The following is a 24,730-nucleotide window of genomic DNA, read 5'->3' on the forward strand; positions in this document are numbered from 1 at the left end:
GTACGAACTAGACTACTATTACTAACACGCTGTGCTAAATAGCCTTTAATAAACGCCCATTGACCTGTAAGGATACTGCTATGGCTGTCGATACCCTGATAAATAACTTTGAACTGCCTTTTCAATTGTACGAGGTGCTCGATACCGAAGCGCTATGTCAGCATCCTAAGTTTGCCGAGCATAACCGCGCGACTTTTGATGCGAGCTTAGAGACCGCTAATAAGATAGCTACGGATTTGTTCTTACCGCACAATCATATTGCTGATAAAAACGAGCCGCAGTTTGACGGCAAAAAAGTCAGTATGATTGATGAGGTAAAGGTGGCCTTTGATGCCTTTAGAGATTCGGGATTTATTGCAGCGCGTTATTCCTTTGACGAAGGGGGTATGCAACTGCCCGAAACTGTTACTACCGCCTTAGCCGGTTATTTTATGGCGGCAAACCCTTCCACGACGGCCTATCCTTTTTTGACATCCGCTGCGATTAACGTGTTGGCGCACTTTGCCAGTGACGATATCAAGCAAGCCTTTATGCCGCGGATGCTGACCGGAGAATTTACCGGTACTATGGCATTGACCGAGCCACATGCTGGTTCATCATTAGCCGATATCACCACTACTGCCACTGAGCAACCGGACGGGTCTTATCGAATTAAGGGCAGTAAGATTTATATTTCCGGTGGTGATCATGAGCTGTCGGACAATATTATCCATTTAGTCTTGGCTAAAATCCCAGGCGGCCCCGGTGGGGTTAAGGGTATTTCCTTATTCGTCGTGCCAAAGTATCGTTTAACAGCAGACGGCGAAGTAGGTGAGCGCAATGATGTGCATCTAACGGGATTGCTGCATAAGCTTGGTTATAGAGGCACTACCTCGACCGCTTTAAGTTTTGGGGATAATAATGAGTGTCACGGCTATTTAATTGGTAAGCCTCACTTTGGCCTGCGCTATATGTTCAAAATGATGAACGAAGCCCGTATTGCGGTCGGTTTTGGCGCAGCTATGATTGGTTATCGCGGCTATCAGTACTCGTTAGCCTATGCCAAAGATCGCACCCAAGGACGTATTGCACCGAACAATAAACCCGAACATCCAGCGACTGCCATTATCCAACATGGCGATGTCAAACGCATGCTATTGGCACAAAAGGCTTATAGCGAAGGCGGTATTTCCCTATGTCTTTACGGCTCTAATCTGATTGACCGTATTAATACTACCGATGACGCTACCTTAAAAGCTGAGCTGACCGAATTGCTGGATTTATTAACTCCAGTGCTTAAAGCGTGGCCGTCAGAATATGGTCCGAAAGCCAATGACTTAGGTATTCAAGTACTCGGCGGGGCGGGATATACCCGTGAGTATTTCGCTGAACAGTTTTGGCGCGATAATCGGTTAAATCCGATTCATGAAGGCACAAATGGGGTGCAAGCACTGGATTTATCCTTCCGTAAGTTGTGGCAAAACCAAGGCTTAGGCATTCAGATTTTACAGCGGGAAATTATGCGAGATTTGAAGTCTATTAACACGCCAGAGAGCGCGCAATTAGCCGCTAAATTAAACCCTTATAGCGGTCAATTACAGAATATATTGCTGCATCTAAGTCAAATATTACCGACCGAGAAAGCTATAACGTTAACTGGTAATGCGCAAGCGTTGATGAATATTTTCGCCGCTATCGTAATGAGTTGGATTTGGATTCGGCAGGCGAGTAAAGCCGAACAGCAGTTAACTGCAACGCAAGACCGTGATAAACAAAATTTCTATCAAGGTAAGATGCAAGCGGCTAAATACTTTATCGATTGGGAACTGCCCACGATTAGCCGGGATATCGAGCTATTAATTAACGACAATTCAGTCTGCACGGATATGCAAGCCGAGTGGTTCTAAGGAGAGAACAATGACTAATGCACAGCAAGCAGCACTTCAACAAACTGAGCAACAAGCTACCAATAAACAATGGCGGTTAAAACAGCGACCTATAGGTGAGCCTAACGCAGACACTTGGGAGTATACAGAAACGGAGGTACCTGAAATTGCCGACGGTCAGGTGCTGATTAAAAACGAGTATATTTCTATCGATCCGGCAATGCGCGGCTGGCTCAACGATGCCAAATCTTATATCAAACCCGTGCAAATCGGGGATGTGATGCGTGCCGGCACAGTAGGTCAGGTCATTGCCAGTAAGCTTGATGGCTTCGCTGCCGGTGATTATGTCTGTGGTAACGAAGGCGTACAATCTTATGCGGTTAGCGAGGGTCAAGGTCTGTATAAAATCGATGCTGATTTAGCCCCTTTACCGCATTATTTAGGCGCACTAGGTATGTCAGGAATGACCGGCTATTTTGGTCTGTTGAATACGGGTATGCCCAAAGCCGGCGAGACCGTTGTAGTCTCTGGAGCAGCTGGCGCCGTTGGTAGTCTGGTCGGGCAAATCGCTAAGATTAAAGGTTGCCGCGTCGTAGGTATCGCTGGTGGTGGGGAAAAGTGTCAGTTTCTAGTAGATGAGCTAGGGTTTGATGCTGCGATCGACTATAAAAATGGCAATGTAAAAAAGGACTTACGGGAAGCCTGTCCAGAAGGCGTCGATGTGTTCTTTGATAATGTCGGTGGGGATATTCTAGACGATGTACTTACGCAGATTAATAGAAAAGCCCGCATCGTGATTTGTGGCGCTATCAGCCAATATAATAATACTACCCCGGTGAAAGGGCCGGCAAACTACTTGTCTCTGTTGGTTAATCGCGCGCGCATGGAAGGCATTGTGGTCTTTGATAATGTAAAAGAATACCCTATCGCTATGCAAGATATCGCCGGCTGGATTCAGTCGGGCGAGCTAAAAGTAAAAAATCATGTGGTCACGGGTATCGAAACTTTCCCTGAGACTTTAATGATGCTCTTTAATGGTGAAAATTTTGGCAAATTGGTCCTTAAGGTAGAGGAGTAGACTATGACACCTGTAGCAGATGTAGCGGGAAAACGGATTTTAATCACGGGTGGGGCTTCGGGTATCGGTGCCGCCAGTGCTTTGTTATTGGCATGTCGTGGCGCTAAGGTCGTAATTGGAGATTTGGCGGAAGAGTTAGGCGAGCAAGTTGCGCAACAAGGCCAAGATGCGGGTCACTTAGTCATGTTTAAAAAAGTCGATGTCACCAGTGGCGATGAAGTGCGAGAGCTGTTTGCTTTTGCCATGCAAGTGCTCGGTGGTTTGGATGTGGTCATCAATAATGCCGGCGTTGATCATATGCCAGCCCCTATGCACGAACTGCGCGATGAAGACTTTGATCGCAATATCGCGGTCAATCTAAAAGGCGTTTGGCATTGTATGCGCGCTGCGATTACTTGTATGGCACCCAATGGCGGTGGTCACGTGATTAATGTAGCGTCAATTGCGGGTTTGCGTTCAGCGCCCGTGCTCTCTGCCTATAGTGCGTCTAAACATGGCGTGATAGGGCTGACTAAAACCGCGGCTATTGAATATGCAAAAGCTAATATTCGCTTTAATGCGGTTTGCCCCAGTTTTATCGACACGCCTATGGTGCAGAATACTTTGGCGAAACTTGATGAGCGTGGGCAGCAGTCTATTGTCAAGGCAAGTCCCTTGCGTCGTCTAGGTCGAGTGGAAGAGGTGTCTAGCGCTATAGCTTGGCTAGCTAGCGATGAGAGCAGCTTTATGAATGGTCATGCCTTTACCTTAGATGGCGGGATGATGGCTTAATAGATCTCTATTTAAGCTATCAATTCGTTAGCCAATATATAGACCACTGATTTATTTAAAAAATATAAGGACTTATAACTATGAAAGATTTATTTGATTTAACCGGCAAGACCGCTTTAGTCACAGGCGCTAGCCGCGGTATTGGTGAAGCTATCGCACGTCTATTGGCCTCAAGAGGGGCGCATGTGATCGTCTCTAGCCGTAAGATTGACGCTTGCCAAGCGGTAGCAGACAGCATTGTAACGGATGGCGGTAAAGCTAGTGCTTTTGCTTGCCATGTGGGTGATATGGCACAAATTGACGCTATTTTTGCTCATATTCAAAGCGAGTTTGGTCGTCTGGATATTCTCGTGAATAATGCGGCTGCCAATCCTTACTATGGGCATATTTTAGATACGGATTTGGCCGCTTTTGAGAAGACCGTTGATGTGAATATTCGCGGTTATTTCTTCATGTCGACCGCTGCTGGCAAGATGATGCGCGAGCAGGGCGGTGGGGTGATTTTAAATACCGCCTCGGTCAATGCTATCGTACCGGGCGATATGCAAGGCATTTATTCTATTACCAAAGCTGCGGTGATTAGCATGACCAAAGCCTTCGCGAAAGAGTGCGGACCGCTAAATATCCGGGTGAATGCATTATTACCGGGCTTAACCGACACCAAATTTGCTTCCGCTTTAACCAGCAACGATAAAGTCTTGAAGATGGCGCTGCATTCGATTCCGTTAGGGCGAGTGGCACAGCCTGAAGAAATGGCGGGTACGGTACTGTATTTGGTCTCAGATGCTTCGAGTTATACCACGGGCGCTTGCGTCACTGTAGATGGTGGTATGTTGGCCTAGGGGATAGGGTAGGTATGGCACAGCCTAATATGATGTCCTCAATAGATTTAGAAATAGTTTTATAATTATAAAAAAAAGACCGCAAATCATATTTGAGGTCTTTTTTAGTTTAGGGCATAGAGTTAATACTAATTGCGAAAGTAAGTCCTTTTACAAGTCCAAACCACACTTAAGCCCAATAACGCCAAAATCATAACTGCCCAAGGTAAGGACATCGCGCCTATATTTTGTAGTAATACTGCGCCAAATACACCCGCCGCAGCAATAGCCAGATTAAAGATGGTCACAAACATCGACTGCGCCACATCGGCATTGTCACCCGCAGCACCAGCTAAAGCGGTCAGCAGTAGTGTGGGTGCGCCGCCAAAGGTCAGTCCCCAAATAGCGATACCAATGATGACGCTAATAGTAGAGCCGCCCGCTATACCCAGTAGTAAAGCCGCTATAGCAAACAGACTTAAACTTGCTAGCATCAGCACCTGCAAAAAGCGATCTATTAGCAAACCAGTGAGCCAAATACCGGCAATGGCAGACACGCCAAACAGCAGCAGCAATGCATCGACACGATGCGCCAGTCCGACCGAGCTTAAGAAAGGCTCAATATAGGTATATAAAGTATTGTGTGCCAGAATCCAAATAAATAGCGTCACTAGCGCAGGGCGAATACCGGGAATCACAAAGATACGCCAAACGGAAATACGCTGCTCCTCGGACTGGCCTTTAAAGTCAGGGATGGTCAAGACAATCCAGACGAGCAGCAATAGGGTCAGCGCCGACATAATCCAAAAAACACCGCGCCAATCAAATAAAATACCTAGCCAAGTCCCTAGGGGTACGCCAATCGCCAGCGCAATAGGCTGACCGACCCCGGCGACTGCTAAAGCCCGTCCGCGCAAATGATCGGGTACTAAGCGTAAGACATAACCGGGGAATAGCCCCCAGATTACCCCTGCAGCCATACCCGCGGCAAAGCGTGCGCCAATAATAACCCCGTAGTGACTGGCTAACGACGTGATGATATTAAACAGTAATAGGCTACCAACAGCGGTCAAAAATAAGGTGCGGCGGTGCCAACTGCGGGTAGCTGCAATGATGGGAATGGCCGCTAATACCGAGCCAAGTGCATAAAAAGTTACCAACTGACCGGCCAAGGCTTTAGACACGCCTAAAGACTCACTGATTTGCGGTAGCAGTCCGGCGGGGATGGTCTCGGTCATGATGGTTAAGAAACCGGCGAGGGTAAAGACGAGCAGTTTCCAGATGGGCAGGCCTGCATTAGGGTCAGGCGTAAATTCGGTAGGGTCTAGCGAGGGGGTTGAGGTAGTCATAATAATAGCTTTTAAAAACAAGCGCGGATTGTATAGCATCTGGCCTTTGCATTCCGTTACTGATGGTTAACTTTGGAACTATTTTCAGAGATTTTTGACGACTTGTATAAATCTATAATTCTCTTCAATTTCCTATATTTAGTGATACAATTGTTCAGTTATATATAGAAAAATTTTTTTAAATATACTGAATTTATAATTTTTATTGAATTAACTTAAATAATAGTCAATTTGAACTCTATTACTTATATTACTGACTATTAAAACGATCATATTTACCTATTTGTTAAGCCGGAAAAACTTCATTATGAGTATGCAAAAAGACAGATTATCTGCACTAATAAAATTTACGCAACAAACCTTAATAATGGGTAAAAACCCAATTACTAATATTTCTCAGCATACTTATTTTACGAAGTTAGAGGAGCAAGTGCAGGGTCTACCAGGGGTGAGATTTAACCAAGGTGTGGACACAGATGATGAAACTTGGCTGTATATCGAACGTTTACATGAACGCTCAGCGCCACTGCCAGAAAATAAGGTTTTACAACTATGGATAGCCTTTAGTCATAAATTTAATCAGGCGCCTACGCTTAAAGAGCGAGTATTGAAGTCTAGCCTATTAGATTTAGGGGTAGTATTCCCACATGAAAATCCTAATTTATTAACTATAAGAACTAATGATGACTCGTCTAGCCAGAATGATGAGATGCTTGAGGCTGAAGAAGCGCTCGAATATGTAGAATTAATAGAATTTTTTGATAAAAAGTCTATTGAAGAAGCGCTGACTAGCTATGTTAAAACTAAATGGCAACCGTGGTTAGAAGAAGAGAAACAAAGACGAAAAACTATTAAGCTTTATTCTGATTTATTTATGCTTTCTAAAGAGTTGCAAGGAAATTTAGCCGACGCAAAGCTAGAGCTAGTATGGGGCGTAGGGATGTCCTTATGGAAGAAATCAGAGACAGACATCATTCAATATCCGTTACTCACTCAAGCAGTAGAGATATTCTTAGACAAAGACACTATGGCTTTATCAGTGAAACCGAGCTTGTCACCAGTAAAGTTAGAAACCGAACCATTTTCTGACATGGACTTGCCAAATCTAGTCGATGTAGTAGAGACCAGCAAGTTGTTCTTTAAAAATGAAGAGTCATCTTTTAGTCCTTTTAAAGTAAGTAGTTATGCGCCAATTCTAAATTCAGCTGCTTCACTAATAGACCCCTCAGGAATGTACTGGCCTAATCAACCAGACTATGAAACTACGGAAGACAGAAAGCTACCTAAGGTTACTGATAATCTAATCGTTACTGATACTTGGGTGTTGATGGCACGTCCAAGAAGTGATGGATTTTTACTACAGGATTTAGAAAAATTTATAGATAAATTACAAGATATGTCCTCTGAAAATATATCTGGGGTATTAGCTGCTATTTTGACTGAGCCCGATACTTTCAATAGAGAGGTAGTGTTACCGGCTTATCGTGGTATTTCTGCAGTAACAGGTAGTGATAATAGCCATAGTAGGACGAATGATTTATATTTTCCTAAGACTTATAATGATGAACAGGTTCGAATCATTCAGATGCTACAAGCCTATGATGGCGTAGTCGTTCAGGGACCGCCAGGTACAGGCAAAACCCATACTATTGCTAACGTTATTTGTCACTACCTAGCTCTTGGTAAGCGTGTGCTAGTAACTTCTATGAAAGACCCGGCATTATCAGTACTACAAGAGAAGCTACCTGAAAAAATACAACCTCTTGCAGTTAGTTTACTGAGTAGTGAAACTGATTCGATAAAGCAATTTGAATCCTCTATAAGAAAAATATCGAGCGAAGTCTCTAGTATAGATCGTAAAAAATACCAAACCATCATTAATCAAGTGGAAGAAGAGATTGATAAAACTCACGCAAATTTAGCGGTTACAGATACAGCTATAAAGCAATGGGGTAGGCTAAATCTTGAAGATGTTATTATTGATAATGAGCATTTAACCCCACTTGAAGCCGCAAAAGAAGTCGTCTCTGAACAGGTGAATATCAGTTGGTTTCCTGATAGCTTAGGAATAGATGATAAGTTCAAACCACAATTTGCAAATGCTGATATTGTCAGCCTACAGAAGGCTAGAGGTAGTATCAAAGATAAATTGAACTACTTAAACCAACCTATTCCTTATCTTGATGACTTTCCAGTTGTAACTCAAATTATGGAGCTGCACGCTAACCTGATGCAACTTGCTGATTTACAGCAGGCTGAGAGTGAAGGTGTGCTACCGCCATTAGCTAACAATGATATAACCACTATTCAGTCTATCGAAAACACGCTTCCTGATATTCATCAGATAGAATCTCTATTGAATGCAATCAATACAGCCGAACAACCTTGGTTACAATCATTAAAACAGTGTTTTTATGATAAAAATAAGACAGAGGTTATTCAGTATTTCTTTGGTTTAAAAGCAGAGATTGATGAATTATTAGCCAAAAGAACAAGCTTTATTACTAAGCCGGTTAGCCTTCCTCAAGATTTTGATAACAATGCTGAGTTAGTACAAGCTGTGAAAGATTTATCTGAGGATAAGAAGCCATTTGGTTTAGCAGGTTGGTTTGGTAAAAAAGCTGAAAAACAGCTATTAGATAAAATTGAAGTGCTAGGTGCTAAAGCCGTCACTATTGAAGATTGGCAACATGTTTACGCTTTTATTGAATTTAGGCTAGCAGCAAAAGTACTTATTACTCGATGGAATGCCTTAACTGATGAGATATCACTACCTGTATTTGACCCTAAAGCTGAAAGCTTGTCATCCTTAAAGTCGTCAATTGAGCTCATCGAGACACTTTATTCAAGTTACCAGTTGGAGCAGAAAATACAAGCAGTTCTACAATCGATTTTGCCAAGCTGGTCATTAAGCAAAGAGGATAATTACTCTTTACAGGCTATAGCTACTATTGAAAAAACGCTGCAACAACACCTAACCAAGCACTCTTTATCGAAAATACAGTTATTGCAGGAAAACCTAAGCAACGTTTTACTAGGAAAAACGGGCGCTATCACTAGTAAGTTTGACGCTTTTATTAACTATGAAATTGGCAATGATAAGGTGTCAGAGGAAAGTATTAAAAAGGAGTGGTTGGGTTTAATAGGCGAGCTACAACATATTCATGATTTAGCCGATGACTTCCAAGTTATTAACGAAGTGACCAAAGCCATTGAAAATTCAGGAGCGATAAAGTGGGCGGATAAACTTCGTACTGAGCCAGTCTTAGCCACTGAAGACAAGTTATTACCTGATAACTGGCGACAAGTATGGCGATTGAATCGTTTAGTTAGCTTTGTTAATCATATTGATGCTCGCCATGAGTTGGTAGAGCTGGCTAGTAAACGTAAAGAGCTGGAAAGTACGTTAGCTCGACTTTATCAAGAGGTTATTACTAAGAGAACTTGGTTGCACTTGGCGGAGAATGCTACTCCGGATGTGAGAGCAGCTCTAGAAAAATATCGTGCGGCTATCGTCCGGATTGGTAAAGGAACGGGTAAACGCGCTCCACGTTATCGCAGAGAAGCGCAAGAAGCATCCGAGCGGGCAAGCGCCGCTATCCCTTGTTGGATTATGCCCCATTATCGTATTAGTGAATCTTTACCGGCTGAATTCGGTAGTTTTGATTTGGTGATTATTGATGAGGCCTCACAGTCTGATTTAACCGCTTTACCAGCGCTTATGCGGGCGAAAAAGGTATTAGTAGTAGGGGATGATAAACAGGTTTCTCCTGATGCTGTAGGTTTAAAGGAAGAAAAGATTCAAGATTTGATGAATCAATTTTTGACAGATCAAGTCGATCTTTATCGCTCGCAGATGACCCCAGAGAGATCTATATACGATTTATTTAAAGTGGTCTTTGCTGGAAGTGCGGTAATGCTTAAAGAGCATTTCCGCTGTGCACCGCCAATTATTGAATTCTCTAAACGTGAATTTTATGACCATGAGCTCAAGCCACTACGCAAACCTAAAGTTTCAGAAAGACTAGATCCGCCTTTGATTGATGTGCATGTGACGGATGGCTATAGAAATAATAGGAAAATTAATCCACCTGAAGCTCGATTTATCGTTGATGAGATTCGTACTATAGTAGAAGATCCTATTTATAAAGGAAGAACTATCGGGGTGGTTTCTTTATTAGGCAACGAACAAGCTCGTGAAATTATGGAAATGTTAAGTCGCGAGTTGGGCGAAAAAACAATTACTGAATTTGATATAGCTTGTGGAGACGCTAGAACCTTTCAAGGTAAAGAGCGAGATATTATGTTTCTGTCGCTAATAGTGTCGCCAGGTGACGCCTTTGCACAAACGAAAGAGTCCTTTGCTCAACGTATTAATGTCGCCGCTTCGAGAGCAAGAGATAGAATGTATTTGGTGCGTAGTATCGAATTAGATGAGTTAAGTTCGGCAGATGTGTATCGTGCTAAATTGATTAGACATTTTCAGCAGCCCTATTTGCACGATGAAGAGCAAGTGGAGAGCCTGCGTAGTAAATGCGAGTCCCCTTTTGAAGAAGAGGTTTTTGATATATTGACGGAGCATGGATATCGCGTTATTCCTCAGGTAGAGGTTGGACAGTATCGCATTGATATGGTGGTTGAGGGTGAAGATGATAATAGTTTGGCTATCGAGTGTGATGGCGATCGTTATCATGGTCCTGATAAGTGGGAAAGCGATATCAATAGGCAACGGATTTTAGAGAGAGCTGGTTGGAGATTTTGGCGTTGCTTTGCCTCGACTTTCGTAATGCATAAAGAAGCCATCATAGAAGAGTTAGTAGGTGAATTGACTAAGCTTAATATTCATCCGATATCTTCAGCTCAACCGGTGAGCAACTTATATACTATGACTCGCACCGTAACAGCAATCGCAGACGAAATAGACTCGGTAGCTGATAGTGGGAATGAAGTTATGCCAATGCTTTAATAGGATAGTAACTGTTAATTTGATAATAATTTTTTAATATAGGGCATTTAACTTAAACGGTTAGGTGCCCTTTTTATTGAATAAGAAACGTCATTCTCAGGCTGTCGCTAGCCCAAAAATATATAACTGCTATACTATAAAAACACCCCAGATTTCACTAACCCTCGTTAAGGATGACGAATGACCACGCCTAACTCTAATACCACAGCTGCTACAAATTCCACGCCCGTATCTACACCGACATCAATTGATAATGCCGATCAACCTTTGGTCATCAGAGAGCATAACTACCAAGTCGTGACCCTCACGTTAAACCAACCCAAACAGTTTAATGCGCTGTCTGTCGAGGTCTTAGCCGCCTTGCAAACTGAGCTCGACACTATCGCTGCTGATAGCGGTATTCGAGTGGTCGTGATTCAAGCCAATGGCAAAGCTTTTTGTGCCGGGCATAATCTTAAAGAGATGCGTGCGACCCCCGACCGAGCTTTTCAGGATGCCTTATTTAATCAATGCAGCCAAATGATGCTCACCATTAACCGCATGCCGCAAGTGGTCATAGCCAAAGTGCAAGGTATTGCCACTGCTGCCGGTTGTCAGTTGGTCGCGGCTTGTGATTTAGCAGTAGCTGCCGATACAGCTAAGTTTGCCACTTCTGGTATTAACGTTGGGCTGTTTTGCTCTACGCCAGCCGTCGCGGTCAGTCGCAATTTATCGCGCAAAAAAGCCTTTGAGATGCTCATCACAGGTGAGTTCATCGATGCGCAAGAAGCTATGCAGCAGGGACTAATCAATCGCGTAGCCCCCGCTGAGCAGTTGGACGCTACGCTACAGAATTTAGTCGATGCTATAGTCTCGAAATCGCCTGTAGCGGTAACCACGGGCAAGCAGATGTTCTATCAACAATTAGATATGAGCCTGCCAGATGCTTATGACTTCGCTAGAGAAGTAATGGTAGAGAATATGATGGCAGACGATGTGGCTGAGGGTATTGATGCTTTTATTGCTAAGCGACCTGCGGTTTGGACGGGGCGTTAATAGCATAAGTCTACCCCTGATAGTTAAGGATATAGAGTATGAATACACCCGCTAGTCCCAGCCGAAATGTCCCGCAAGCGGTCATTGCCAGTTTAGCCTATAAGACCACGTGGTTATTTGTCCCCGCCACTAATATGCCGTTGGTAACTAAAGCTTTTGACCGTGACGCTGACTCAGTGATTGTCGATTTAGAAGATACAGTGACACTCGCAGATAAGCCCCAAGCGCGTCTCGACTTACAGAGCTATCATGATAGTAGTGACTATCAACCGGTATGGGTACGTATTAATAGAGCCAGCAGTCCAGAGTTCACAGAGGACATCAAGCTATGTGAGCGGCTGCCTAAGCTAGCAGGGATTCTATTAGCCAAAGCTGAGCGCGCAGAGGATATTGAGCATATTTATCAGGCGACTGGCCTGCCTGTAATAGCGCAAATAGAAAGCGTCATAGGCTTATATCATATTGACGCTATGGCCAAAGCTGCAGGCATTGTGGCCTTTAGCTATGGCTTTTTAGATATATGCAACGATATGCAGGTACAAGTAGGCACGCCGGCAGCCGATATTATCGCTAATCAGATTCGCTATCAGATGATTCTCACTTCCAAAGTCCATAACTTGCTAGCCCCTATCGATAGCGTCTATCCTGACTTTAGTGACAGTGAAGGGCTAGCGCAAAGAGCACAATTGTGGTCGCAGATGGGTATGTCCGGCATGCTATGTATTCATCCCAAACAAGTCGTTACTGTCCAAACTGCCTTACGCCCATCCGATAATGAAATCGACTTTGCTAAGCGGGTAGTGGCAGAATATGAGCGCACCGGGCAAGCCGTGTTTAAAATAGACGGCAATATGGTCGATGCGCCAGTGATTGAGCGTTGTCAGCGCTTACTTAGTAAAATCAATGACTAGCAAGCGCATAAGCCCACACTGTTATTGAGTCTAGTAAATGAGCAGCAAGTAAGTTGTGACTTTACTTGTCAGCCTCATCATTAGCCATTTGCGCCAACTGGTTTAGGATAAGGGTAAAGTTTTCCACCCCTTGCGCACCGCTAACCAAATGACGGTTATTAAAGACAACGGCAGGGACACTTTGAATACCTTGCTGCTGCCAATGTCGTTCTTCTTCGCGTACCTCTTGAGCAAAGCGTCGCTCGGTTAATACGGCCAATGCCTCCTCACGATTTAAGCCTATCTCTGCTGCGATATCTGCTAAGACTTCATTGTCAGATAGATTACGCTGCTCGGTAAAGTGCGCGCTAAATAAAGCCATTTTTAAATCATGCATACGCCCTTGTTGCTCTGCCCAATGCAGCAGTTGATGCAAGTTAAAGGTATTGTGCATGCGCATATCAGGCGTAAAGCGGAAATCAAAACCGAGCTCTTTACCGATGGCCGTCATCTTGTCGCGACTGGCTTCTGATTCTTGGACGCTACTGCCATACTTTTCAACAATGTGCTCACGCATGTTTTGCCCTTCAGCAGGCATGTTTGGGTTGAGCTCAAACGGGTGCCAATGAATCTCATGCGGCGTATTGGTCTGCTTTAAAGCTAAAGCCAACTGGCGATAACCGATGATGCACCAAGGGCACATAACATCTGAGACGATGTCTATTCTTAGTGGGGGTTGGGAGGTGGTCATAATGGTGATTCCCTGTTGTTGGGTATAGAAAGTTTTGGGGCAAAAATTTTCAATGTAAAAGTGTGGTTTGCTCGCTGGCTAGAGTAGCTTAGTAGTGGCAATTATTAAGCATCTGGCTGTTTAATCGCGCCCCATAAAATAGTGAATAGCTCATCAAAGCGGTCATTTAAGGGATCGGGGTTTCTGCGGATAATATGCATCAGACCTATACGGGTGATAAAGCCTATATACACATCAAATAACGTGTACAACGGCACTGTATTATTCAAAATGCCTTCGCGTTGGCCGTCTCCTAATACCTGCATAAAACCATCGACCAATTCTTTATTATCATAAATATCAATCTCACGATAGCGCGAGGCCGGAACCGCCGTCGATAACAGCATCATGGCATCCGGACTCTTATCAATGAAGTCAAAGAACACCCAAAGCGTTTTCCGCAAACGGTCGCGAACGCTATCAATACCCTGCAAATGATCAATCATCCGCACCGCTAAGCGACCCAACACTCGATTCAAAATCGTATAGATAATGGTCTGTTTGTCACCGAAGTATTTATATAGTGTTTTCAGTGACATATTCGCCGTAGTGGCTATTTGAATCATACTGACTTCAGTGGGGTCATGGTTTGAGAATAACAACAACACGGCTTTCTCAAGTTTATTTAAAGTAGCAGGTCGCATAGCCGAAAGGGGCTTTAACGCTTGCTTTGCCTTTTTTTCCTGCAATTCTTTATCTATGGTCATCTTCATCCCTTTGTCGTTGTTTATCTTAATAGTATTTAAGGATAATAATAATTATCTTTAATTGGTTGTCCATTGCTATTTCCAATAGAACTGCCTAATATAATTCGCAGGGATACTATTAAAGCAAGGTTTTATGAAGTATAGCATAGGATAATTTGAATTATCCTTATTTTATAAATAAAACTTTATATCTATAGAAGCCTGTATTAATAAGGTTTCTGAGCAGACGCAATTAGGAAAGGACGCCATGAGTTTATTAATGACAGAAGAACAGAAACTGGCCACTGAGGGCTTGCGTAAATTTTTAGACAACGAGATTGAACCAAAGCTGCGAGCTCACGGGGAAGGCTTTATTCCTAAAGAGATGTTAAAGGGAGTTATCAAGACTTTGACAGACTACGGCTTAATTAGAGCGCCCTTTGCGGAGAAGTGGGGTGGCTTAGGCTTGGACTGGGTAACGCATTTATTACTTTGGGAAGAGGTCGGTGTCAGCTCGATAGATTTGGCCTTGCCCATCCTAATTAATGTCTCTGGTGCCGATATGTTAATTAGAAATGCGCCAGAGCATATCAAAGAGAAGTATGTGCCTGGTTTGCTGTCAGGAGATTTATTCATAGGTATTGGCGTGTCTGAACCCGATGCTGGCTCGGATGTGGCTGGCGCGAAAACCCGGGCAGTACGTGATGGCGACGATTGGATTATCAATGGCGAAAAAACCTGGATCTCTAACGGCGAGCATATGGATATTTTTATCTGTACTTGCAAGACGGGAGAAGGGGAGTTAACCCATATTTTAGTCGATATGACCACGCCAGGCATTGAGGTGCGCGGTATCAAAAAAATGGCGCTAAACGGTCAGTCAACGGCGCAAATATTCTTTGGTGATGTGCGGGTCCCTGTGAGTAACACTATGGGCGAGTTGGGCTCTGGCTTGAAAAATACCCTAGTAACCTTTGAGCGGGCGCGCTGCCATATGGCGGCATGGGGCTACTCTATTGCGCGTCGCTCGATGGAAGAGTCGATTAAGTACAGCCAAGAGCGTTTTCAACACGGTAAGCTGATCGCGGGTCATCAATTGATAGCCGTTAAAATTGCGGATATGGCCACCAAAATAGATGCGGCCAGATTATTGACCTTGAGAGCGGCTGCCATGATTGATCAGGGCATTCGCTGTGATAAAGAGTGTGCCATGGCCAAATGGTATAGCACCGAAATGGCGGTTACAGTTTGCCGTGATGCCGTGCAGATTCATGGCGGTAATGGCGTAACCAAAGAGTATATCGTGGAGCGCTTAGCTCGTGAGGCCATCATCGGCACCATCCCAGACGGTACTACCGAAATCCAAAAATTATTGATAGCGCGTTCGCTGACAGGCATTCAAGCTTTTAGATAAGCGGGTCCGATAAAATTATTAATAGATAACGGTGCTAACGCTTACTCAAGGGCAGAGTACCTTAAAAAATACCGTCAATAGGAGCATACCCAATGGACACTAATATAGAAAAAGACATGGAAAACAACACGGTAGAATTTAAACAAGTAGGGCCAGTCGCTTGGCTAACCCTTAATAGACCAGCCGCTATGAATGCTATTAACTTGGCGATGTTGGATAAGTATGAAGCCTTATTACCAAAAATCGCTGCAGATGACAGCGTCAAAGTTTTAGTAATTACTGGCAATGGTAGAGCTTTTTGTGCTGGGGCTGACCTGAAAGAAATCTTAGCTTCAAACAATACGCCTGCCGGTGAAGCAGACTTTATTGATCGCTTAACGGTCAATGTGCTCGATGTCTTGCGCAACTTTTCGAAGCCCGTTATTGCTGCGATTAATGGTATTACTATGGCAGGTGGCTTAGAGACGGCTATGTGTGCTGATATCGTGATAGCTGCGGATACTGCGCGAATCGGCGATGCGCATGCGAATTTTGGCGTCTATCCTGGGGCGGGTGGTGCGGCGGTATTGCCGAGATTAATCCCACTAAATGTCGCTAAATATCTATTGTTCACTGGCGAGACGCTATCTGCAACAGAGATGATGGGCTATGGGTTTGTGAATAAAGTCGTCAGTCCAGATAGCTTACAGGAAGAGGTGCAGAAGTTGGCAGAATTAATCGCAGATAAAAGCCCGATAGTACTGCAAAGAATGAAAGTGGTCGCTAATGCCACTGCGGATAAATCTCGAGATGATGCGTTACAACAAGAGCAAGTATTATTCCGTCAACATATGCGCTCATACGATATGCAGGAAGGTTTAAAAGCGTTTAGTGAAAAACGTAAACCAGAGTTTCGTGGGTATTAGTCTATTGCTTCGCGGTTATTAATTTTTAACCGTCTTATGATTAATTACTAAATATATAAACATAGACAGTCAGATAAACAGATACAAAGGAATGAATCATGGATTTAACCAATAAAGTCGTCGTTATCAGTGGGGGTGCCTCAGGATTGGGCTTAGCTACTGCGAAATATATGGTGCGTACTAAAGGCGCTAAAGTCGCACTATTAGATATGAATCAAGAAGCGGGTGACGCTGCTGTTGCTGAGTTGGGCGATGATAAGGCGATGTTCTGCCGGACAGACGTAACTATAGAGGCAGACGTTGATAACGCTATGGCGGCTATCATGGCCGAGTTTGGGGCTATCCATGCGGATATTAATGCGGCAGGTATTGTTGCGCCGGCAAAGATTCTAGATAGAGAAGGCAAAGCTTCGGCGTTAGCGAATTTTAAAGCCGTGATTAACGTAAATTTGATTGGTCTTTATACCGTCATGTCAAAATGTGCAGAAAAGATGGCATTGAATGAGCCGGATGAAAAAGGCGAGCGCGGCGTCATCGTCAACGTCTCTTCTGGTGCGGCTTGGGAAGGGCAAATTGGGCAGAGCGCTTATGGCGCATCAAAATCTGGGGTCAATGGTCTTAACATGCCTGCTGCGCGTGAGTTTGGCAAATTGGGGATTCGCGTTAACTCTATTGCTCCGGGTATGTTTGCCACCCCTATGGTTGAATCGCTCGATCCTAAAGTTAGCGAAGCCTTGATTGCTATGTGTGAAGCACCTAAGCGTATGGGCAATATGGAAGAATTTGCCTCTACTTGCGCTTTTCTTATCGAAAATAGCTATATGAATGGCCGTTATATTCGTCTGGATGCGGCAACTATTTTGCAGGCTAGATAAGTCAAGCTGTAAGCAAAAGGAATAGGTTAGTCAATACAAGGTAAGCGTATGAACAAGCAGCAAGGAAGCTATATGAAAGCACCAGGGTTTGGTGAGGTGTTGGCCGTCAGTGATGGGGTGCTATGGACTCGCTTTAAAATCCCTAGCAAGCTCGATCATATCAATATCTATCTCATTAGGGATGTGGACGGCTGGTTTGTCATTGATACTGGACCGGCCTCCGATGAAAATCGTGAGCTGTGGCGAAATTTGCTCGCAAACCTACCTGAAACTTCTACCATTACCGGCATCTTAGTCACCCATTCTCACCCAGATCATATTGGGCTGGCAGGGTGGTTGCAGGATTACTGTCAAGCGCCGCTATATATCTCTGCCCAAGAAATGGCGCAAGCAAAGTTAGAAAATCAATATCGCAGTGCCAAGAATTACAGTGGCTTGCCTGCCTTTTATAGCCAGTTGGCAGCGTCAGCAGAAGATATGCAAAGTCTAGAGTCCGTCTGGGAGTATGTCGATAAGATGTTTGGTCCATTACCTACTGACGTCACTATCGTGCAGTCTGGCGATACGCTAGAAATCGGTGGTGAAGACTGGCAGCTGTGGTCCAGTTCAGGCCATTCTATTGAGCACTTGTGTCTCCAAAAAGCTTCCGGAGAAGTCTTAATTGCCGGGGATCAAATTATCGCGCATATCACCCCCTATGTCGGTATCAATTATCTAAGTCAAGAGGCAGACCCATTAGCAGGGTGGCTAGCAGGGCTTACCGATATGTTGGCCTGGATTAATCCTAAAGCCCAGATTTTACCGGCGCATAATAAGCCTTTTTATCACGGCGAAAACCGCGTTCGTGAAGTGTTGCAACACCATCAAACCTCGTTAGAAAAATTACGGGGCAGTCTCGAGCAATGGCGTACGGTCAATGAATTGGCTTCGGTATTAGGGTGGGCGAAAAAACAAGGGTTTGCCCGGTGTATGGCACTGGAAGAGACCTTTGCCCACATTACTTATTTAGTGAATACCGGAGAGGTTATTTGTAAGACGGACGAGCCCTCTGGGGTTTTATACTATCAATTGGCTTAATTAGTAAGACAGAACGATTTATAGCAAGAGCTTTTTATAGCAGGGTTTTTTATAGTAGACCCAAGGCACTTATCAAGGAAGATAACCATGATTATCAATTTCAGCAATCATATGGCCGCATTGGCACAGCGTTATGGCGAGCGTGAGGCCATAGTCAATATAGAGCGCAATCGCAGATATACTTTCTCTGAATTTCACCTATTAACCAACCAAATCGTCAATATGATGGTCAATTTGGGGCTAGGGGTTGGCGATTGCTTTATCAATATTCTCGATAATGACAACCTATCTCTCATTCATGCCCCCACTATTTTTAAGGGCGGCGCTACGGGTGCCTTTACCAACTTCAGAGACTCGCTAGAAGAGCACACTTGGCAAGTGGCCGCCGCTAATGCCAAAGTTGCCTTTATAGAAACGGCTCTCTTGACCACCCACTATGACATGCTAAGAGCGCAGGGCGTCACTATCGTTGTGATGGACAAGCCAGAAGAGATGCTCGACGGGGTGCATTATTTTTGGGAATTGGTAGCGCAAGCCTCTGATAATAATCCTGATATTGAACTAGACGATCGTGAGCATTGTGCGTTGATTCGCTTTACTGGCGGCACGACGGGTAAGGGTAAACCAGCCATGTATAGTATGGACAATTGGTTTAGCTGCCGTGATACGGCTTTTGCTTTTGATGATAAGGCGATGTGGGCCGACTCTCCAAGGTGTATTCATGTCGCCCCTATTAGTCATGGTAGTGGTATGTTGGTATTACCGACTTTATATTCGGGCGGCTGTACTATCACGCAGAATAGCCCAGATTTAAATGCTTACTGCGATAATATTGCCCAAGAAAAAGCCACGCTAACTTTCCTAGTACCGACCATCCTATATCGTCTGCTAGAGATTGAGTCTGATCTCAGCACACTTAAATATGTGTTGTATGGCGCTGCACCTATGAGCCCTGGCAAGCTCAAATTGCTGCAGGCAAAGTTGGGTAATATCTTTATCCAAGGCTATGGCTCTACCGAGCATTTTGGCTTTGCCTTTAATATGAGTACCGAGCAACATATCATCAGAACAGAAGCGGATGAAGTAAGATTGGGCTCTGCCGGTCAGCCCACTCCAGGGGTCGAGTGTATTATCGTGGATAGCGAAGGCAATAAGTTGCCGCAGGGTGAGACGGGCGAACTGTGGGTACGCTCGCGCAGTGTCTGCCAAGGCTATCTCAATTTGCCTGAGCTGACGGCTGAAGAATTTCACAATGGTTTTTGGAAGTCGGGCGACTTGGGTTATATGGACAATAAGGGTTTTATCTACCTCGTAGATCGTAAAAAAGACATGATTATCTCAGGTGGCTTTAATATTTATGCCAATGAAGTCGAGTCTGCGCTCAATAGCCATGCCGATGTGTTACTGGCTGCAGTGGTCGGTATCCCTCATGAAGAATGGGGGGAGGCTGTCCATGCTGAAGTTATCCTTAGAGAGGGCGTGAGCCTGACAGAGTTTGAGCTGATTACTCATGTGAAAAGTCTGATTGGCAAGTATAAGGCACCCAAAACTATTCTTATCGTTGAGCACATTCCTACTAGTGTGGTGGGCAAAGTGCTACGTAGAAAAGTGCGGGAAAAATACTGGAATGCGAGCCGTAAAATTGCTTAATGACAGCGCTGTTATGCAGGTGGTAGTAGTTAAAACCTACTACTCAAAATAAAATACTCACAACCCTATAGTAATCAATAAACCATTACGCCCTACAATTAGTCTAAGGAATGACTTATGAATGACATTTATATCGCAGGCGTCGGCATGACCAAGTTTGGCCGTCATATAGAGCGCAGTTATAAAGATTTGGCGCGTGAAGCGGTAGAGCAAGCGTTGACCGATGCCGGTGCGGAATTAGACCAAGTCAAGCAAGCTTACTTTGCCTCTTGTGTCATCGGTTTTATGCAGGGTCAACACATGATTCCTGGTCAGGTGGCGTTACGCTCGATGGGCTTTCAAAGTATCCCTATCTTTAATATCGAAGGGGCTTGCGCGTCTTCAAGCACCGCCTTGCATCTGGCGGCGATGGCTATTAAAAGTGGCTCGTGTGATATCGCCATCGCGGTAGGCGCTGAGAAGATGATTAATGAGGATAAAGCGAAAATGTTTGCCGCTTTTGACTCGGCTTGGGATGTCAGTACCGTAGAGGATAACCGCGATACTTTATTGGCTATGGGTGCAGGTTTCGAATGCCCTGAAGGCTCGCAATCTCCTAAACCATACTCTATGTTTATGGATGTCTATGCTGCTTTTAGCCGCCAACATATGACTACCTTTGGCACCACGCAAAGGCAAATCGCGGCGGTCTGTGCGAAGAACCATACCCATTCGGTACACAACCCGCTAGCACAATATCAACGCCCTTATACGATAGAAGAAGTGTTGGCAGCGCCGCCGATTACCTATCCCTTAACCCTACCGATGTGTGCGCCAATCTCTGATGGGGCATCGGCTACCGTCTTATGTAATGCCGAAGGCTTAAAGCGCCTGAAAGGTGAGGCCAGCCGTGCTGTTAAACTATTAAGCAGTGTGGTGCGCTCAAGCTCAGACCGTAGTTTTGAGGATTATAAAAACCACCTTACTGCGCTTGCCGCTACTGAAGCTTATGAGAAGGCAGGCGTTTCTCCTCAAGATATCGACGTAGCTGAAGTGCATGATGCCACGGCTATGGGCGAAATTATCCAAGTGGAAAATCTCCAACTGACAGCTTATGGCGAGGCGGGTAGAGCGGCTGAAGCTGGCGAGCTGACGATTGGTGGCCGCATCCCTGTCAATCCTTCAGGAGGTCTAGAATCTAAAGGCCATCCGATTGGCGCGACAGGTTTGGGTCAGGTCTATGAGCTCGTGACCCAACTGCGTGGTGAGGCGGGCAAGCGTCAAGTAGAGGGAGCACGTATCGCTATTCAAGAAAATGGCGGCGGGATTTATGGGGTGGAAGAGGCTACTGCGGTTATTAATATCTTGGCTAGACAGTAGGTTATTGGTTAAGCCCTAGTTTATTTATTAAATAACAGCAAAGTTAAACTTAAAAAAAGTAATTCTACGCGTATCTAACCTATCATCTACTTTTATAAATTACGGCTAAGTTATTGAAAATATTAATTTTCAGTAACTTGGTCGGTATTTGTGCGTTTAAAATTTATAAGCCTTCAAGTTTTATTTATTTTATTAGCTACATCAGGTAAGCCGCAGTAAGCATTAGGAAATTTTAGATAAATTTATACCGTCATACACTATACATGGAAGAGTGTAAGCGCCTACCAAGGAAGGGAGTACAGCCACATGTTACGCAAAATCTCACAAAGTTTTAATGTTGGGGTCGAAAACTATTTACCCAATGCTTTTATCTTTGCCATTCTACTAACTTTTATTACTATGATTCTTGGGGTAACGGTGACTAACCAAACCGTAACTGAGATGACGACCCATTGGTATGGCGGGTTTTGGAACTTTTTAGCCTTTACCACGCAAATGATTTTAATATTAATCACGGGTTATGCCTTGGTTAAAGCCCCACCTGTACAAAAATTGATGCTACGTATGGCCTCAATACCGAAAACACAGAAGTCCGCATTAATCATGACCATTCTGGTCGCTGCTGTTGCTGGCTATCTTAGTTGGGGGCTTGGTCTAGTACTAGGGACGCTATTCGCTATTGAAGTCGCAAAAAATGTCAAAACTGCTGACTTTCGTATTCTAATAGCCGCCTCTTATACCGGTACTATTGCCGTATTACCGGCCAGTATTACGGTCACTGCGCCGCTACTCGTGAATACTCCTGGTCACTCGCTTGAAGCGGAAATCGGCCTCATTCCATTGTCGCAAACCATCTTCAGTCCAACCCTAATGCTCACTGCCCTTATTGGACTGGCTGTAGTGTTGTTTATTTATATCAAGATGATGCCAAAGCCAGAGGAAGTGATTCCTTTTGAAGCAGACGTAGATGTTTTCGTCGTAGAAGAATTTGCAGAAGCTAAAACTTTTGCTGAAAAACTCGACCGTAGCAAAATTATTAATTATATCCTCGTGGCACTAGGCATGCTGTGGCTGGGTCAATATGTGGTGTTAAATGGCTTTAACCTAGAGCTTAACATTTTAAATTTCTTTTTCATTATTTTGGGTCTCGCCCTTCATGGCACTCCTGTAAGTTATGTGAATGCTATTACCGCTGGTATGCCTTCAGCGTCCGGTATTCTTTTACAGTTCCCTTTTTATGCCGGCATTATGGGTATGATGGTCGGCTCAGGATTGATCACTGTCATCTCTCAATCTTTCGTTTCTATTTCAAACGAATATACCTTTCCCTTGCTGTCCATGTTATCAGCAGCCCTTGTGAACGTCTTTGTGCCCTCAGCGGGTGGCCAGTGGCAAATTCAGGGACCAATTATGCTAGAGGCATCGCGCGCCTATGGTATTCCTATTGCTACGGTCGTCAACACTGTAACCATTGGTGATTTAGTAACCAACTTGATGCAGCCTTTCTTTGTGCTCCCTGCACTGGGCCTATCAGGACTCGGGTTAAAAGACATTTGGGGATATTGTCTGGTTTCGATGGTTTTATTAATGATTGTAAGTGGCGTTATTGTCACTGTCATTCCGTTAATTTCTTAATAAAAAGGAGTTTTATTTATGCTAACGCATGGCCACCACACGACTTATACGATGCTAAAAAAGCAAACCATAAAGCATCCTGAAAAAGATTTTGTCATTTTTGGCGACTGTCACCGCACCTACACTTCGATGTTGCAACGCGTGAATCAACTGGCACGTTGGTTGACACAACAAGGCATTAACAAAGGAGATGTCGTAGCGGTTTTCTTAGGTAATTCACCATTATTTTATGAAGCTTGGTTGGCTTGCGGAGCGATAGGGGCTGTACTGCTGCCTATTAACACAGCCTCTACAGCTTCTGAATTAGATTATTTTTTAGAGCATTCTGAAAGCAAAGGTTTTATTTACGAAAAAGAACTGGTTGATGCCCGCCATATCGAAACGGCAGGTCAAAGAAACTTGGCTTTTTGTCAAGATAGCGATTTGACTTGGTCAGAGGAACTGTCGCTATTATCTGACGATAGCATCGATTGTGCGGTTACACCGGATGATGTCGCCGCCATCATGTATACCTCAGGCACTACGGCTAAGCCAAAAGGGGTACTGATTACCCATGAGAATTACTTATTTGCGGGTCACTCATCTGTTCTATATCAGCAATTAACCCCAGCAGACCGCTATTTTATCTTTTTACCTTTGTTTCATGTTAACTCGCAATACTATACCTCTATGGCCATGCTCGTTTGTGGCGGTACTATAGTTTTAGAAAGACGCTTTAGCTCCTCAACGTTTTGGGACACGGTAGCAAAACACCAACCGACGGTGAGCAGCTTAACAGCCACTATTATTAAGATGCTGCTAGAGTCCCCTGCGCAAGCTAATGAAAAGCCTAACAGCATTCGTCAAGCCGCTTATGGTTTACAAGTCACAGTAGATGACCTTGATAAATTTCAACAACGTTTTGGCATTAAGTTGTTCCAGTGGTATGGCTTAACTGAATCTATCACTTCCAATATTGTCACGCCGCTATACGAAGAGATGCCTACTGACCCAAAGACGGGTATCTACGCCATTGGCAAAGCTGCACTCGGTCATCAGGTGAAAATCTTGGATGAAGACGGACAAGAGCTGCCCCCTTTGGCTGTAGGGGAGATTGTATTGACTGGTCCTTCGCTGATGAAAGGCTATTATAAAAACCCAGAAGCTACGGCAAAAACGCTGCAAAATGGCTGGCTGTTTACGGGAGATAATGGCTATATCAATAGCGACGGTTTTATTTGGTTTGTCGATCGCAATAAAGATATGATTAAACGAGCAGGCGAAAACATCTCGTCAATGGAGATTGAAAATATTCTATCGGGACATCCAGCTGTACAAGCTTGCGCTGTGGTCGGTGAGCCCGATCACCTGCGTGAAGAGGCCGTTATAGCCTATATTAAAATATACGAGGGGCAGCAAGTTACAGATGATGAGTTAAGGCAGTTTTGTGAGCAGTATTTGTCCTATTTTAAGGTGCCGCAAGAGTTTCGCATCATCGATGATTTTCCTAGAACTTCTATTGGGAAAATTCAGAAAAATTTATTGCGTAACAAGTGATTCAAATATCTCAACAGTAATTTTTAGA

18 protein-coding genes are annotated in these 24,730 nt (G+C 44.2%); 15 read left to right on the forward strand and 3 right to left on the reverse strand.

Annotated elements, in window-relative coordinates; genetic code table 11:
• Positions 1–80 precede the first annotated feature (80 nt).
• From ACZ2XM_RS06005 to ACZ2XM_RS06020, 4 genes are all read left to right on the forward strand, one after another.
• Positions 81–1,886 (forward strand): acyl-CoA dehydrogenase, encoded by a 1,806-nt coding sequence (locus ACZ2XM_RS06005; protein ID WP_490587494.1) that lies wholly within the window; start codon positions 81–83, stop codon positions 1,884–1,886.
• Between the two features lie 10 nt (positions 1,887–1,896).
• A complete protein-coding gene (locus tag ACZ2XM_RS06010) occupies positions 1,897–2,943 on the forward strand; it encodes an NADP-dependent oxidoreductase (RefSeq protein WP_490587495.1) in 1,047 nt (348 codons plus the stop codon).
• A 3-nt stretch (positions 2,944–2,946) separates the two neighbouring features.
• Positions 2,947–3,714, forward strand: coding sequence for an SDR family NAD(P)-dependent oxidoreductase (locus ACZ2XM_RS06015; protein ID WP_490587496.1), 768 nt, complete (start codon positions 2,947–2,949; stop codon positions 3,712–3,714).
• Between the two features lie 80 nt (positions 3,715–3,794).
• The gene (locus ACZ2XM_RS06020) at positions 3,795–4,556 is read left to right on the forward strand and encodes an SDR family oxidoreductase (RefSeq protein ID WP_490587497.1); all 762 of its coding nucleotides are present in this window, start codon (positions 3,795–3,797) and stop codon (positions 4,554–4,556) included.
• 128 nt (positions 4,557–4,684) lie between these two features.
• Here the strand turns inward: ACZ2XM_RS06020 and ACZ2XM_RS06025 are convergent, their stop codons facing one another.
• The gene (locus ACZ2XM_RS06025) at positions 4,685–5,884 is read right to left on the reverse strand and encodes an MFS transporter (RefSeq protein WP_490587498.1); all 1,200 of its coding nucleotides are present in this window, start codon (positions 5,882–5,884) and stop codon (positions 4,685–4,687) included.
• A 307-nt stretch (positions 5,885–6,191) separates the two neighbouring features.
• On the opposite strand from ACZ2XM_RS06025, the gene ACZ2XM_RS06030 reads away from it, so the two are divergent.
• The 3 genes from ACZ2XM_RS06030 to ACZ2XM_RS06040 all read left to right on the forward strand — a co-directional run bounded on the left by ACZ2XM_RS06030 (position 6,192) and on the right by ACZ2XM_RS06040 (position 12,796).
• A complete protein-coding gene (locus ACZ2XM_RS06030) occupies positions 6,192–10,850 on the forward strand; it encodes an AAA domain-containing protein (RefSeq protein ID WP_490587499.1) in 4,659 nt (1,552 codons plus the stop codon).
• 180 nt (positions 10,851–11,030) lie between these two features.
• Complete coding sequence (locus ACZ2XM_RS06035) at positions 11,031–11,885, forward strand: enoyl-CoA hydratase (protein ID WP_490587500.1); 855 nt, start codon at positions 11,031–11,033, stop codon at positions 11,883–11,885.
• 38 nt (positions 11,886–11,923) lie between these two features.
• Entirely contained in the window at positions 11,924–12,796 is an 873-nt protein-coding gene (locus ACZ2XM_RS06040) for an HpcH/HpaI aldolase/citrate lyase family protein (RefSeq protein ID WP_490587501.1), read from the forward strand.
• A gap of 61 nt (positions 12,797–12,857) precedes the next feature.
• Here ACZ2XM_RS06040 and ACZ2XM_RS06045 read toward each other — a convergent pair whose 3' ends face one another.
• Together ACZ2XM_RS06045 and ACZ2XM_RS06050 are read right to left on the reverse strand one after the other, a co-directional pair.
• Positions 12,858–13,526, reverse strand: a complete 669-nt coding sequence (locus ACZ2XM_RS06045; RefSeq protein ID WP_490587502.1) for a DsbA family oxidoreductase — start codon at positions 13,524–13,526, stop codon at positions 12,858–12,860.
• A 104-nt stretch (positions 13,527–13,630) separates the two neighbouring features.
• Entirely contained in the window at positions 13,631–14,272 is a 642-nt protein-coding gene (locus ACZ2XM_RS06050; RefSeq protein WP_490587503.1) for a TetR/AcrR family transcriptional regulator, read from the reverse strand.
• Between the two features lie 247 nt (positions 14,273–14,519).
• Between ACZ2XM_RS06050 and ACZ2XM_RS06055 the strand changes: the two genes are divergently transcribed.
• From ACZ2XM_RS06055 to ACZ2XM_RS06090, 8 genes are all read left to right on the forward strand, one after another.
• On the forward strand, positions 14,520–15,665 hold the full coding sequence (locus ACZ2XM_RS06055; RefSeq protein ID WP_490587504.1) for an acyl-CoA dehydrogenase family protein: 1,146 nt from the start codon (positions 14,520–14,522) through the stop codon (positions 15,663–15,665).
• A gap of 92 nt (positions 15,666–15,757) precedes the next feature.
• Positions 15,758–16,570: an enoyl-CoA hydratase/isomerase family protein gene (locus ACZ2XM_RS06060; protein ID WP_490587505.1), complete on the forward strand. Its 813-nt coding sequence runs from the start codon at positions 15,758–15,760 to the stop codon at positions 16,568–16,570.
• 98 nt (positions 16,571–16,668) lie between these two features.
• Positions 16,669–17,445 (forward strand): SDR family NAD(P)-dependent oxidoreductase, encoded by a 777-nt coding sequence (locus ACZ2XM_RS06065; protein ID WP_490587506.1) that lies wholly within the window; start codon positions 16,669–16,671, stop codon positions 17,443–17,445.
• 72 nt (positions 17,446–17,517) lie between these two features.
• On the forward strand, positions 17,518–18,522 hold the full coding sequence (locus ACZ2XM_RS06070; protein ID WP_490587507.1) for an MBL fold metallo-hydrolase: 1,005 nt from the start codon (positions 17,518–17,520) through the stop codon (positions 18,520–18,522).
• Between the two features lie 87 nt (positions 18,523–18,609).
• Positions 18,610–20,172 (forward strand): class I adenylate-forming enzyme family protein, encoded by a 1,563-nt coding sequence (locus ACZ2XM_RS06075; RefSeq protein ID WP_490587508.1) that lies wholly within the window; start codon positions 18,610–18,612, stop codon positions 20,170–20,172.
• 117 nt (positions 20,173–20,289) lie between these two features.
• A complete protein-coding gene (locus ACZ2XM_RS06080; RefSeq protein ID WP_490587509.1) occupies positions 20,290–21,531 on the forward strand; it encodes a thiolase family protein in 1,242 nt (413 codons plus the stop codon).
• Between the two features lie 306 nt (positions 21,532–21,837).
• Positions 21,838–23,166, forward strand: coding sequence for a short-chain fatty acid transporter (locus tag ACZ2XM_RS06085; protein WP_490587510.1), 1,329 nt, complete (start codon positions 21,838–21,840; stop codon positions 23,164–23,166).
• Positions 23,167–23,184: 18 nt separating this feature from the next.
• Complete coding sequence (locus ACZ2XM_RS06090) at positions 23,185–24,702, forward strand: class I adenylate-forming enzyme family protein (protein WP_490587511.1); 1,518 nt, start codon at positions 23,185–23,187, stop codon at positions 24,700–24,702.
• The last annotated feature ends 28 nt before the right edge of the window (positions 24,703–24,730 follow it).

The sequence above is a fragment of the Psychrobacter sp. CoH-33_TS_01 genome (assembly GCF_058189395.1).

Coding starts and splice junctions, on each gene's coding strand:
- ACZ2XM_RS06025 (WP_490587498.1), bottom strand. CDS start 5,884: ATGACTACCTCAACCCCCTCGCTAGACCCTACCGAATTTACGCCTGAC.
- ACZ2XM_RS06035 (WP_490587500.1), top strand. CDS start 11,031: ATGACCACGCCTAACTCTAATACCACAGCTGCTACAAATTCCACGCCC.
- ACZ2XM_RS06070 (WP_490587507.1), top strand. CDS start 17,518: ATGAAAGCACCAGGGTTTGGTGAGGTGTTGGCCGTCAGTGATGGGGTG.
- ACZ2XM_RS06015 (WP_490587496.1), top strand. CDS start 2,947: ATGACACCTGTAGCAGATGTAGCGGGAAAACGGATTTTAATCACGGGT.
- ACZ2XM_RS06005 (WP_490587494.1), top strand. CDS start 81: ATGGCTGTCGATACCCTGATAAATAACTTTGAACTGCCTTTTCAATTG.
- ACZ2XM_RS06010 (WP_490587495.1), top strand. CDS start 1,897: ATGACTAATGCACAGCAAGCAGCACTTCAACAAACTGAGCAACAAGCT.
- ACZ2XM_RS06085 (WP_490587510.1), top strand. CDS start 21,838: ATGTTACGCAAAATCTCACAAAGTTTTAATGTTGGGGTCGAAAACTAT.
- ACZ2XM_RS06075 (WP_490587508.1), top strand. CDS start 18,610: ATGATTATCAATTTCAGCAATCATATGGCCGCATTGGCACAGCGTTAT.
- ACZ2XM_RS06040 (WP_490587501.1), top strand. CDS start 11,924: ATGAATACACCCGCTAGTCCCAGCCGAAATGTCCCGCAAGCGGTCATT.
- ACZ2XM_RS06030 (WP_490587499.1), top strand. CDS start 6,192: ATGAGTATGCAAAAAGACAGATTATCTGCACTAATAAAATTTACGCAA.
- ACZ2XM_RS06055 (WP_490587504.1), top strand. CDS start 14,520: ATGAGTTTATTAATGACAGAAGAACAGAAACTGGCCACTGAGGGCTTG.
- ACZ2XM_RS06045 (WP_490587502.1), bottom strand. CDS start 13,526: ATGACCACCTCCCAACCCCCACTAAGAATAGACATCGTCTCAGATGTT.
- ACZ2XM_RS06065 (WP_490587506.1), top strand. CDS start 16,669: ATGGATTTAACCAATAAAGTCGTCGTTATCAGTGGGGGTGCCTCAGGA.
- ACZ2XM_RS06080 (WP_490587509.1), top strand. CDS start 20,290: ATGAATGACATTTATATCGCAGGCGTCGGCATGACCAAGTTTGGCCGT.
- ACZ2XM_RS06020 (WP_490587497.1), top strand. CDS start 3,795: ATGAAAGATTTATTTGATTTAACCGGCAAGACCGCTTTAGTCACAGGC.
- ACZ2XM_RS06060 (WP_490587505.1), top strand. CDS start 15,758: ATGGACACTAATATAGAAAAAGACATGGAAAACAACACGGTAGAATTT.
- ACZ2XM_RS06090 (WP_490587511.1), top strand. CDS start 23,185: ATGCTAACGCATGGCCACCACACGACTTATACGATGCTAAAAAAGCAA.
- ACZ2XM_RS06050 (WP_490587503.1), bottom strand. CDS start 14,272: ATGACCATAGATAAAGAATTGCAGGAAAAAAAGGCAAAGCAAGCGTTA.